At 70.1% G+C, this 11,587-nt stretch carries 11 protein-coding genes; 6 read left to right on the forward strand and 5 right to left on the reverse strand.

Annotated features, from left to right (window positions below; translation table 11 throughout):
* Nucleotides 1–41: 41 nt before the first annotated feature.
* Nucleotides 42–1,427 carry a polysialyltransferase family glycosyltransferase gene (locus tag OG978_RS25130; protein ID WP_326767359.1) on the reverse strand — a complete coding sequence of 462 codons (1,386 nt, stop codon included), beginning with the start codon at nt 1,425–1,427 and terminating at the stop codon, nt 42–44.
* On the reverse strand, nt 1,424–2,413 hold the full coding sequence (locus OG978_RS25135) for a glycosyltransferase family 2 protein (protein WP_326767360.1): 990 nt from the start codon (nt 2,411–2,413) through the stop codon (nt 1,424–1,426). The genes OG978_RS25130 and OG978_RS25135 overlap by 4 nt, the downstream gene beginning before the upstream one ends.
* A gap of 209 nt (nt 2,414–2,622) precedes the next feature.
* Between OG978_RS25135 and OG978_RS25140 the strand changes: the two genes are divergently transcribed.
* From OG978_RS25140 to OG978_RS25155, 4 genes are all read left to right on the forward strand, one after another.
* The gene (locus OG978_RS25140) at nt 2,623–3,972 is read left to right on the forward strand and encodes a DUF6716 putative glycosyltransferase (RefSeq protein ID WP_326767361.1); all 1,350 of its coding nucleotides are present in this window, start codon (nt 2,623–2,625) and stop codon (nt 3,970–3,972) included.
* A 20-nt stretch (nt 3,973–3,992) separates the two neighbouring features.
* On the forward strand, nt 3,993–5,237 hold the full coding sequence (locus OG978_RS25145; protein WP_326767362.1) for an acylneuraminate cytidylyltransferase: 1,245 nt from the start codon (nt 3,993–3,995) through the stop codon (nt 5,235–5,237).
* Nucleotides 5,238–5,310: 73 nt separating this feature from the next.
* The gene (locus OG978_RS25150; protein WP_326767363.1) at nt 5,311–6,246 is read left to right on the forward strand and encodes an N-acetylneuraminate synthase family protein; all 936 of its coding nucleotides are present in this window, start codon (nt 5,311–5,313) and stop codon (nt 6,244–6,246) included.
* A gap of 11 nt (nt 6,247–6,257) precedes the next feature.
* The gene (locus OG978_RS25155; RefSeq protein WP_326767364.1) at nt 6,258–7,313 is read left to right on the forward strand and encodes a hypothetical protein; all 1,056 of its coding nucleotides are present in this window, start codon (nt 6,258–6,260) and stop codon (nt 7,311–7,313) included.
* Nucleotides 7,314–7,339: 26 nt separating this feature from the next.
* Here OG978_RS25155 and OG978_RS25160 read toward each other — a convergent pair whose 3' ends face one another.
* Nucleotides 7,340–7,714 carry a type II toxin-antitoxin system VapC family toxin gene (locus OG978_RS25160; RefSeq protein ID WP_326767365.1) on the reverse strand — a complete coding sequence of 125 codons (375 nt, stop codon included), beginning with the start codon at nt 7,712–7,714 and terminating at the stop codon, nt 7,340–7,342.
* Nucleotides 7,714–7,956: a type II toxin-antitoxin system Phd/YefM family antitoxin gene (locus tag OG978_RS25165; protein ID WP_326767366.1), complete on the reverse strand. Its 243-nt coding sequence runs from the start codon at nt 7,954–7,956 to the stop codon at nt 7,714–7,716. Before OG978_RS25165 ends, OG978_RS25160 begins: the two co-directional genes overlap by 1 nt.
* A gap of 255 nt (nt 7,957–8,211) precedes the next feature.
* Between OG978_RS25165 and OG978_RS25170 the strand changes: the two genes are divergently transcribed.
* Both OG978_RS25170 and OG978_RS25175 read left to right on the forward strand, forming a co-directional pair.
* Entirely contained in the window at nt 8,212–8,853 is a 642-nt protein-coding gene (locus OG978_RS25170; RefSeq protein ID WP_326767367.1) for a hypothetical protein, read from the forward strand.
* A 197-nt stretch (nt 8,854–9,050) separates the two neighbouring features.
* Entirely contained in the window at nt 9,051–10,277 is a 1,227-nt protein-coding gene (locus OG978_RS25175; protein WP_326770155.1) for an amidohydrolase, read from the forward strand.
* 70 nt (nt 10,278–10,347) lie between these two features.
* Here the strand turns inward: OG978_RS25175 and OG978_RS25180 are convergent, their stop codons facing one another.
* Nucleotides 10,348–10,686 (reverse strand): hypothetical protein, encoded by a 339-nt coding sequence (locus OG978_RS25180; protein WP_326767368.1) that lies wholly within the window; start codon nt 10,684–10,686, stop codon nt 10,348–10,350.
* Between the last annotated feature and the right edge of the window lie 901 nt (nt 10,687–11,587).

Raw genomic sequence — 11,587 nt, forward strand, 5'->3', positions numbered from 1 at the left:
GAATCCGGCCCCGCCCCCGCCCCGCCCTCCGTATCAGCCGCCTACTGCCGCACCACCCGGCGCCGCACCGACCGCGCCACCCGGCGCACCACCGCGTTGCGCGGCAGGAACGCGAGCTGCGCCGGCACCGCCCCCGGCAGCGCCAGCGAGGTCAGCCGCTTGCGCTTGAAGTAGCGCCAGGTCGTGGCGTCCAGGTGCGCGGCCAGATAACGCTCGGCGGCCGGCCGCAGCCCCGGGTAGATCCTCGGCTGCATCGCGAAGCCGACCGCGGTGACCAGCCCGGTCAGGTCCGCCGGATCCACCGGCTCCCCGCTCTGCGCCGCCCCCGCACTCTCGACGGCCGCCCGGTCCGTCACCTCCGGCACCAGCGCGTCCACGAGCGTGACCGGGATGCGGTTGCTGTTCTCGTACGGGGCGAGCCGGTCCAGCAGCACCTCGGTGCCGACCCGGGCCACCGGCAGCCCGTAGAACTGCGAGGCGGTGAGCAGCGCCGTCGAGAAGCAGCCGACGACCAGCGCGGGCCGCATCCGCTGGTACAGAACCTCGGCGAGGACCGGGGCGGTGAGCACCCCCTCGTCCAGCACCGTCAGCTCGGCGCCCAGCTTCTCGGCCTCCGCGCCCATCGCCTTCGACCACTGGGCCGGGGCCGTGGGATGCGGCTTGAAGACGAGGCGGGTGTGGCCGAGCGCGACCGCGCCGCGCATCATCCGCAGATGCAGATTCTCCTCCTCGGCCGCGCTGATCAGCCCGAGCGCCGAGAGGTACTGGCCGAGCAGCAGCGCGGGCGCCTCCACGGCCGGAACGCCGTCCTGGGCCGCGGGCGCGTCCGCCAGCTCGCCGAGCACCTTGAGGAACACCTCGGTCGGCACGATCTGCGGCGCCACCCCGAACTCCGTGAGCAGCAGCGGCTTCAGCCCCGGCACCAGGTCGAGGTGGAGCAGCCGGCGCACCCGGGTACCGACCAGCGGGTCGATCTTGTTGCGGGTGGGGCCGTAGCTCATCAGCCCGTCCGCGTACACATCGACCGGCGCGCCGGTGAAGATCTGTGCGACGGCCAGCGCGGGGTTGACCTGGATCGACTCGACCGCGAGCTCGATGTCGTCGTCGCCGAGCCCCCAGGCCAGGCGCAGATGCCGCTCCCACAGGGGCACGTCGTCGGGGCGCGGCGCCCAGCCGCCCGGGTGGAAGGGGGCGATCGTCGTGTTCCACGACACCACGTCGTCGAAACGGCCGCGCAGCGCGTCGAACCCGGGCATCGCGTCGAGGGAGGCCGTCGTCTCCGGCACGGCCGCGTTGTTCGAGACGAGCAGGATGCGTCTGTCCGCGTCCGGGAAGCAGCCCGCGTCGAGCGCGGCGGCGAGCGTGGCGGTGCCGTAGAGCGTGGAGGCGAAGAAGATCTGCGTGGTGCGGGACCGGGCGGTGTTCACGCGGCGGACACCTCCTTGGCGCCCGCGGCGGCCGGGCGGCGGCGCAGCCGGCGCAGCAGGGTGGCGCGCTGCACGTCCATCGAGTCGAGGGCGTCGTCGAGCACCTGCTGCGGCATTCGCTTGAGCGCGGCGGCACTCATGGACTTCAGTGTGCGGGCCACGGCGGGTTCGAACCTTTCGATCGAGCTCATGTGGTGGGAAATGATCGCGCAATAGGTACGGACCGCTTTCGGCAGCAGTACCTGTGCGTCGCGGTCTTCCGCGGTTTCCCGAATGACCTGGTCGAACGAGCGAATGAAATCGAGCTGGCGTACGTCGCCGATCTGCGTGAGCGAAGAGGCGACCCCGCGCCGGTAGAAAATTCCGAGAAGCCCCAGCACCGCGAAGGAATCGGCCTCGCGATGCAGCCGCCAGATCCACGGACGGTCCTCCGCGGTACGCAGCCCGTCCGTGAAATGCAGCAGTCCGCGGTCCAGCAGCCGCCGGTGGTACAGCCCGGCCCAGGCGTACGGATAGTCGACCGAGGTGGACCGCTCGGCGGGCAGGATCGCGTCCCGCGGGTCCATCACCTCGCCGCGCCTGCCGTGCGGGACGCGGTGCACCGTGCGGCTCCTGCCCTCGACCTGGACATGGTCGGTGCGGACGAAGTCGCAGCCCAGCACCTCTGTCCTGGCCAGGAGTTCGGCGTAGAAACCGGGGGCGAGCCAGTCGTCCCCGTCCAGGAACGCGAGGTACTCGCCGCGCGCGGCGTCCAGGCCGGTGTTACGGGCGGTGGCCAGTCCGCCGTTCTGCTTGTGTCTGCGTACGACCACCCCCGGAATCTCGTCCTCGGCGCGGCGCAGTATGTCCGCGGTCCCGTCGGTCGAACAGTCGTCGACCAGGATGAATTCGAAGTCCTCGCGGGCGTTGGCCCGCAGGCTTCTCAAGGTGTCGGGGGCGTATGTCTGCACGTTGTAGAACGGCACGATGACCGAGAGCTTAACCACCCGTCTCACGCTAGGCGGGAGCCCGTCATTTGCCTTGGCCCCGGGAGGGACGGCGGGTGAACGGCGAATGTCGGAATGATGAACCGGGCCGAATCATGGGCGATTGCGTCCCCTTTGTGAAGGCGATTCGCCAAGCGTCGGCGGGCTGTTAACCAGCTGTTGCCGTCACGTTGGGCCGCGAATCGAAATGCCTTCCTAAGTTCTGGGACGTGCCCCCACGTACCGAAAAGACGACCACCCTCCGGGTAGCCGTACTCGCCGACTCCGACACCCGGTGGAAATGGGGCGCGCTCACCGCGCGCCGCCTCACCGCCGACGCGTCCGGGACGTCGGCGCAGCGCGTCGAGATCAGCGGACTGCTGCTGCGCGGCCGGGCCACCCCGACCCCGCGCCAGCTCGCCGAGGTCGGCGACGTCGGTATCGAGGCCGGCCGGGTGCGCGAGGTGACGGCCGTCGAATTCCTGCACACCGTGCGGGACGAGGGGTACGACGTCGTCGTCCTCGCCCTCGTCGGCGGAGCCGTCCAGGCGATGCTGCACGGACTCGCCGCACTGCGGCTGCCCGCCCGGCCCGTCGTCGTCACCGGCTATGTCGGCGTCGTCTACGAGAAGCTCGCCGACGGGCTGCTGCTGCGGCACGGCGCGGACGTCGTCCTCGCCAACTCCCGCCACGACGCGGAGCGTTTCCGCGCGGTGTACGGGGGAGTGGGCGCCGACGCCTCGGCCGTCACCGAGGCCGCCCTGCCGTTCCTCGGCGGCGAGCCGCACCGCCCGCAGGAGGGCCGCGACACCGTCGTCTTCGCCGCCCAGCCCTCCGTACCGGCCTCCCGCGACGACCGCATGTACCTGCTGCGCAGGCTCGTCGAGCACGCCAGGCTGCACCCGGACCGCGAGGTGCTGCTGAAGCTGCGCTCCAAGCCCGGTGAGCACACCACGCACATCGAGGAACTCCCGTACCAGCGGCTCGCCGAGAAGCTGCCCGGCGGACTCCCGCCCAACTTCCGCCTGGTGTACGGGCACATGGGCGAGGTCCTGGACCGTACCGACCTGCTGGTCACGGTCTCCTCGACCGCCGCACTGGAGTCCCTGCACCGGCGTATCCCGACCGCGGTCCTCACCGACCTCGGCGTCCGCGAGGCACTGGGCAACCACCACTTCATCGGCTCCGGCCTGCTCACCTCCTGGGACCACCTGGACGGCGGCTTCCGCCCGGAGCCCGACCCGCAGTGGCTGGCCGGCCAGGGCGTCGCCGCCGACGGCACGTACGCCACCGCCTACGACCACGCCCGCGCCCGCGTCGACGACCTGCTCGCCGCGGCCCGGCTGCCCGACCTCGCCCCGTACTACACGCCCGCCACCGCCCCCGGCTACCTCCCCGGCATCCTCGCCCGCCACCACCTCGCCCCCGACGGCCACCCGTTGCCGGGCGCCGAACGGCCCCGCGAGACCGGCGGGGTGCGCGGCGCGGTCCGCGAGGCGGTCCGGGAAGCGGCGCGCGGCGCGTACCGGCAGGGCGTCCAGCGGGTCGCCCCGGTGATCCGACGGATGGGCGAGCTGTGAACACCACTTCAGGAGCAGAGATGACCCCGACCCCCACCGTGCTCGCCGTGATCCCCGCCCGCGGCGGATCCAAGGGCGTCCCGGCCAAGAACCTCGCCCAGGTCGGCGGCGTACCGCTGATCGCCCGCGCCGTACGCGCCTGCCTGGCCTCCCGCGAGGTCACGGACGTCGTCGTGACGACCGACGACGCGGCCATCGCCGACGCGGCCCGCGCCGCGGGCGACACGCTCGGCGCCCCCGAGCGGCTGCACATCGTCCAGCGCCCCGCGGCCATCGCCGGGGACAAGTCCAGCAGCGAGGACGCGGTGCTGCACGCCCTGGACGCCTACGAGGCGATGCGCGAGCGGACGGCCGACGTGGTGCTGCTGGTCCAGTGCACCAGCCCCTTCGTCGTACGGGAGGACATCGACGGCGTCGCCGCCGCGGTCGCCCACGACGGCGCCGACACGGCGGTCACCGTCGCCCCCTTCCACGGCTTCCTCTGGCGCGACGGCAGCGCGATCGAGGAGGACAACTACGGCGTCAACCACGACAAGTCCGTACGGCAGATGCGCCAGGACCGCCCCGAGGACCTCCTCGAAACCGGCACCGCGTACGCCATGAACGTGGCGGGCTTCCGCACCCACCGCCACCGCTTCTTCGGCCACACCGCCCTGGTGCGCACCGACGCCGCACGGGTCCTGGAGATCGACGACCCGCACGACCTGGCCCGCGCCCGCGCCCTCGCGCCGCTGCTCGACCCCTCGCCGCTGCCCACCCTCGACGACATCGACGCGGTCGTCCTCGACTTCGACGGCACGCAGACCGACGACCGGGTCCTCATCGACGCCGACGGACGCGAGATCGTCGCCGTCCACCGCGGCGACGGCCTCGGCATCGCGGCCCTGCGCAAGACCGGACTGCCGCTGCTGATCCTCTCCAGCGAGCAGAACCCGGTCGTCGCCGCCCGCGCCCACAAGCTCCGCATCCCGGTCCTGCACGGCATCGACCGCAAGGACCAGGCGCTCAAGCAGTGGTGCGACGAACAGTCCATCGCTCCCGAACGTGTCCTCTACGTCGGCAACGACGTCAACGACCTGCCGTGCTTCGCACTCGCCGGCTGGCCCGTCGCCGTCGCCAGCGCCCACGACTCGGTACGGGCGGCCGCACGCGCCGTCACGACCACCCCCGGCGGCTTCGGCGCCATCCGCGAGATCGCGGCCTGGCTGCTCGGCCCCACCCTCACGACCACGAACCCCACTCAGTCCCCCAAGCAACCCCGCTAACTCCAGCAACTACCAGCAACTACCCCGGGTCCCCCAAACCCGCCAAGTCATCCGAGCTAAGGAAACACACCTCATGAGCACCTCCCGTCTGCGCACCCTCGGCACCCGCACCGCCGGCCCCGGCCAGTCCGTCTACATCACCGGCGAGATCGGCATCAACCACAACGGCGACCTCGACAACGCCCTCGCCCTGATCGACGTGGCCGCCGAAGCCGGCTGCGACGCCGTCAAGTTCCAGAAGCGCACCCCGGAGATCTGCACCCCGCGCGACCAGTGGGACATCGAGCGCGACACCCCCTGGGGCCGGATGACGTACATCGACTACCGCCACCGCGTTGAGTTCGGCGAGGCCGAGTACCAGGCCATCTCCGAGCACTGCGCCAAGCGCGGCATCGACTGGTTCGCCTCCCCGTGGGACACCGAGGCCGTCGCCTTCCTGGAGAAGTTCGACGTCCCCGCCCACAAGGTCGCCTCCGCCTCCCTCACCGACGACGAGCTCCTGCGCGCCCTGCGGGCCACCGGCCGCACGGTCATCCTCTCCACCGGCATGTCGACCCCGCGCCAGATCCGCCACGCGGTCGAGGTCCTCGGCTCGGACAACATCCTTCTCTGCCACGCCACTTCGACGTACCCGGCCAAGGCCGAGGAGCTGAACCTCCGGGTCATCAACACCCTCCAGCAGGAGTACCCCAACGTCCCGATCGGCTACAGCGGCCACGAGACCGGCCTCCAGACGACCCTCGCCGCCGTCGCCCTCGGCGCCGCGTTCGTCGAGCGCCACATCACCCTCGACCGCGCCATGTGGGGCTCCGACCAGGCCGCCTCCGTCGAGCCGCAGGGCCTCACCCGCCTCGTCCGCGACATCCGCACCATCGAGGCCTCGCTCGGCGACGGCGTCAAGAAGGTGTACGAGTCCGAGCTCGGCCCGATGAAGAAGCTCCGCCGCGTCGCGGGCGTCGTCGCCGAGAACACCGAGGCGGCTCCGGCCGCCGAGCCGGTCGCGGTCTGACGGGCCGACCGGTGAACCTCGCCTTCGTCGAGAGCCCGGTCCAGCTCCTGAACGTCCTGGAGTGGGCCTACACAGAGGGAGGTGGCGACCGGGTCCTCACGGACATCACGGTCGTCGTCCTCCCCCCGGTCGACCCGATGTCGCGCGGTCAGCTGCGCCGGATGGCGGAGCTGGCCCGCGACGAGGGCATCAACGTCCGCTGGCAGGAGGCGCGCGGCGGCGCGGGCGCGCCCCTGAAGAGCCTGCGCGACCTGTCCGGACTCGTCCGCCGGGCGGAACACGTCGTCATCGGCGACCCGTTCTCCCGGTACGTACAACTCCTGCTCACCATGGTCCGGGCCCGCCGCCTCACCGTGGTCGACGACGGCACGGCCACCATGGAGTTCGTCGCCCAACTCGCGCGCGGCGAACGCCTGGTGCGCTGGCACCGCAAGGGCAGCTCGGGCCCCCGCGAACTGGTCCTGGCCCCGGTCACGGCCCGCGCCCGCAGCCGCTTCACCCCGTCCGCCACCCGCACGGTCGAGGTCTTCACGGCCATGCCGGTCGAGGCTCCGCCCGGCGTGACCGTCACCCCCAACACCTTCGCCTGGACCCGCGCCCGCTTCGGCCCGCCGCTGCTCACCAAGGGCGCGGACCTGGTCGGCACCTCACTGGTCGAGACGGGCGTGGTCGACCGGGACCAGTACCTGGAGGCCGTCGCGTCCCTGTCCCGCACCCACGGAGCGACCCGCTACTTCGCGCACCGCCGCGAGTCCACCGAGAAGCTCCACGCACTGGAGGCCGCCACCGGCCTGGAGATCGTCCGCCCCGACCTCCCCCTCGAACTCATCGCCCGCCGCGGCCCCATCGGCCGCACGGTCCTGAGCTTCCCCTCCACGGTCGTCCACACCCTGCCCCTCGCCCTGGCCGGCACCGAGGTGAAGGTCGCGGTCTGCGACATCGCCCCGGAATGGCTCCGCGACACGGCCTCCCCGCGAGCCCAGGGCTTCCTGAGCGGCGTCACGGCAACGGCCCGCGACGTTCAGCGCCTGGCGCCTTGGCGGGCCACGGCGGTGACGGAGGCGTAGAGCCGCGCCGGGGCCGCGCACCACCGTCAGACGGGCATGACCTGCACGTCGTAGGAGGGGATCCACTTGTCGCGGGTCAGGATCGTCATTCCCTCGGTCTGGGCCTGCGCGATCAGTATCCGGTCGAACGGATCGCGGTGATGTGCGGGCAGTCTGCCCGCCCGTACGCCGTGTCCCGCGGTGATCGGAAGCGAGGTGAACTGGCTGTCCCGTACCCGTTCAGCCAGATCCTCGGGACCTTCGAGCTTTCCGAGGGACTGTTTGATCGCGATCTCCCACGGGGTGACCGCACTGACGAAGACCGAGGGCTCCGTGTCCAGCAGGTGCTTGATCTCGTTGGTGAGCTCGGCGGAGTCGTCGAGCCACCACAGGACGACATGTGTGTCGAGCAGCATTTTCATCAGCGCACCCCGAAGGCGTCGGCCAGGTCGTCCGGCAGGTCGTCGAAGTCCTCCCTGATGTGGATTTGTCCCTGGAGCGAGCCGCGCCCGGTCCGCTTCACCCGGGCGCGGAGCGGCACGACTTTGGCCACTGGCTCTCCCGCTTTGGAGATCACTACTTCCTCGCCCGTGGCCACCTGCTCCAGGATGCGCGAGAGGTGGGTCTTGGCCTCATGGACGTTGTACTGACGAGCTGCTTCCACGGCTGCCTCACAGGGATGGATCGGCGGGTGGACTAATCACTGGACTAAGTTTACCCCGCGGTCCGGAGGCGTGCGTCGATGGCGGCTCTTGCCTGCCGGGGGCGAGGCATCGGGGGTGGCGGTCGATGCCGATGTCGTACGCAAGCCCGAGAGGGGCGCCATGGATCACCCTGACCCGTAAGTGGCGTACACCCAGGGTTTGTTGGGGGGAAGCCCCGATAGCGGGCAGGGCCGGCCGGGCGCGAGCATCGACGCATGACGACGATGCGGATGGCGACGGAGCGACAGGGTGGGACGGCCGGTACGGATGGTACGGCCGGGGTGACAGTCGGGGCGGCCCTTCTCGCGGGACCCGCCCTGATGGCGGGGTACGGGGCGGTGCGGCTGGTCGGGCGGGCCGTTGGTGATTACGGGCCCGGGGTGTGGTGGACGGCGGCGCATCTGCTGTTTCTGGCCGGCGTGCTCGCCTTCGTGCCGGTGTTCCTGGGGTTGCGGAGACTCGCCGGGCAGCGCGGGGGCAGGCGGGTCGCCGTCGAGGTGGCCGCCTGGACCGGGTTGCTCGGTACGGTGGCGGTGGTGGTGCAGGCGGTGATCGACCTGGCGGCCGGGTTCGCCGCGGCGGACAAGCAGGCCATGAGCGAGATGTTCGACCGGGTGCAGGGCGTGCCCGGTGTGATGCCGTTGGTCTACACCGTGGTGCCGATGCTGTTCTGGCTCGGGCTGCTGGGTCTTGTCACCCTGCTCGCGTTCTTCCGCCGTGGCCTGGTCCGGGCGTGGGCCCCGGTGCTGGTTCTGGCCGGGACCGTGCTGATGGCCGTGAGCCTGGACCTGCTGCCGGTCGGCGCGCTGTGCCTCGGGGCGGCCCTGGTCCCGGTACGCCGGGGGCTGTCTGGCTGATGGAGCCCGATGGCGGCCGGAGTGGCCGGAGTGGCCGGGGTGGCCTGTCGTGGCGCAAAAGGGGGCGAGTTTACCCGCCCCGCCGTCACCTCACACGCCACGGCGCAGTCATTTATTCGTCTATGTGGCTGAACTTTTCTTGTTTCACGGTCAGTTGAAGGGGGAAGGGCCTTACCCTTCACCAGGTGAACCAGTTGATGTCCCGCGATTCCGATGCCCAGCTGCCCGGGGACGAGGCGCTGCCCGGCACCCTGCCCGAGGACCTGCGTGCCGAGTTGATCGCCTTCCGGCGCGACCTGCACATGCACCCCGAGCTGGGTAACCAGGAGTTCCGTACCACCGCGGCCATCAAGGCCCGGCTGGAGAAGGCGGGACTCGAACCCCGGGTGCTCGACACGGGGACGGGGCTCATCTGCGACGTGGGGAGCCGGGAAGGCGACCCGCGGCCGATGCTCGCCCTGCGCGCGGACATCGACGCACTGCCCATCCCGGACACCAAGGCCGGCGTCCCGTACCGCTCCACCGTCCCCGACCGGGCGCACGCGTGCGGGCACGACATCCACACCACCTCGGTCCTCGGCGCCGGGCTCGTGCTCGCCGAGCTCGACCGGCAGGGGCTGCTCCCGAACCCCGTGCGGCTGATCTTCCAGCCGGCCGAGGAGGTGCTGCCCGGCGGGGCGCCCGACACGATCCTGTCCGGGGCGCTGGAGGGCGTCGGGCGGATCATCGGGGTGCACTGCGACCCGAAGGTGGACGTGGGGCGGATCGGGCTGCGGGTGGGGGCGATCACCTCGGCCTGCGACCGGCTGGAGGTGTCGCTCGACGGTCCTGGCGGCCACACCGCCCGGCCGCACCTGACCACCGACCTGGTCACCGCCGCCGCCAAGGTCGCCACCGAGGTGCCCGCGCTGCTGGCCCGCCGGGTCGACGCACGGGCCGGGCTCGCCGTCACCTGGGGGCGGCTGGAGGCCGGTCACGCCTGCAACGTGATCCCGCAGCACGCCGAACTCTCGGGCACCGTCCGCTGCCTGGAGCTGGCCGCCTGGCGGGAGGCCCCCGACCTGGTGCACGCCGCGATCGACGAGGTGGCGGAGATGCACGGCGCCAAGACGGTGATCAACTACGTCCGGGGCGTACCGCCCGTCGTGAACGACGCCGCCGTGATCGATCTGCTCGCCACGGCGATGACCGCGCGCCGCGGATCGTATGCGATCGAGGACACCGAACAGAGCCTGGGCGGCGAGGACTTCTCCTGGTACCTGGAACACGTCCCCGGCGCCATGGCCCGGCTCGGGGTCCGTACGCCCGGCGACACTGCCCGTCTCGACCTGCATCGCGGCGATTTCGACGCCGACGAGGAGGCGATCACGGTCGCCGTCGAGCTGTTCACTGCGGCCGCACAGCTGGACGGCAACTCTGCCTGAGCCGGGATGGGCGGGGAGGCGCCCGCAAGTTCGCGGGCGCCTCCCATTCTTCAACCGCTCTCAACGGGCCTTAGATGCGAGTCCTGTTGACGCCGACCTTGAAGATCCCGACGTTGGTGTCGGTCGAGCACTTCGCACTGGACGTCTTCCCATTGCCCTTCCTCGGGCCATAGACGAGCCATTGCTTTCCGTGAGGGTCGATGCAGGTGAGCTTCACCTGGGCACCTTCAAGGGGCCAAGGGAGCATTCCGGTGCACTTTGCATATCCCACGTTGGGAGAGGTTTTTTTGTACCACGTGTCGCAATCGATATCCTGAGTGCCGACTTCAGCTGCCGAGGCGCTGGGTGCGATAATCAAGGATGCTACTGCGATCGCAGCGCCGAATGCTGAGATGAGTGCCTTCTTCAAGGTTGCCCTTCCATGTGTTTCGAAGACCTAGTGGGCCTGGCTAGTAATGGTTGCGGGCGCTGAGCGCTACAGCCCTCGTGATCACCGGGGTCGAATGCGGTCCGCTTTCTTTCATTGGGTGCCCCAATGAGTGGTTCGCCTTGCCAGGGAGGTCGCGGTAGCCAGGGAGAGAAACCTGTCCCGTAATCCCTGGCGGGCGTGCGACGACAGCTACGGCACCTCGCTGCGTTGTCGGAACGCGCGAATACAGTCAGCATTCGTGCGTCCCTCCGCCTTGCGATGCACCGCATCTGACGCCGCACGCCGATCTACCAGGGATTACGGGACAGCCCTTAGCCGCTGTAGCTGACGCCGACCTTCAATACGCCAACATTCGTGTCGGTTGAGCACTTCCCCTTGGAAGTCTCACCGTTCTTCTTCCATGGGCCGTAGGCGAGCCACTGCTTTCCGTGGGGGTCAATACACGTGATCTTCGCTCGGAACTCGTCGAACCTTGCAATGCTGGTGCAGCGGGCGTTTCCGTAGTTGGGTGAGCTGTACGTGATCCACGTGTCGCAGTTCCCAACACTGCCGCCGGCGGAGGCGGCTGGTGCGAAACCGAATGACGCGGTCGCGAAAGTGAGAGCGAGACAGGATGCGGTGAGCGATCTTTTCACAGTTCCCCTTTGTGAAAGGGGGTGCAGCGCGACTGCAGGAATCATCCGGAGTTCCCGTTTGGTCGGTCCGGTCGCGCAGGCAGGATTCTCGGAAAGTTGATTTCTTCTGCTCTGCGCATTCAGGATGATTGGCGCTGCGACACCCCGACTTGATCAGCTGGCGATCGATTTATATCAACACTTTGCCGTTCATGGCAAGAAACTTTACCTTCGCATACTTGTGGCATCTGCGGAATTTAGAATTC

Source organism: Streptomyces sp. NBC_01591, from assembly GCF_035918155.1.
Classification (GTDB): domain Bacteria; phylum Actinomycetota; class Actinomycetes; order Streptomycetales; family Streptomycetaceae; genus Streptomyces.

Bases quoted from the DNA above. Each gene is read 5' to 3' on its own strand.
- OG978_RS25145 (WP_326767362.1), top strand. From the start codon at position 3,993: ATGACCCCGACCCCCACCGTGCTCGCCGTGATCCCCGCCCGCGGCGGA.
- OG978_RS25150 (WP_326767363.1), top strand. From the start codon at position 5,311: ATGAGCACCTCCCGTCTGCGCACCCTCGGCACCCGCACCGCCGGCCCC.
- OG978_RS25160 (WP_326767365.1), bottom strand. From the start codon at position 7,714: ATGAAAATGCTGCTCGACACACATGTCGTCCTGTGGTGGCTCGACGAC.
- OG978_RS25170 (WP_326767367.1), top strand. From the start codon at position 8,212: ATGACGACGATGCGGATGGCGACGGAGCGACAGGGTGGGACGGCCGGT.
- OG978_RS25175 (WP_326770155.1), top strand. From the start codon at position 9,051: ATGTCCCGCGATTCCGATGCCCAGCTGCCCGGGGACGAGGCGCTGCCC.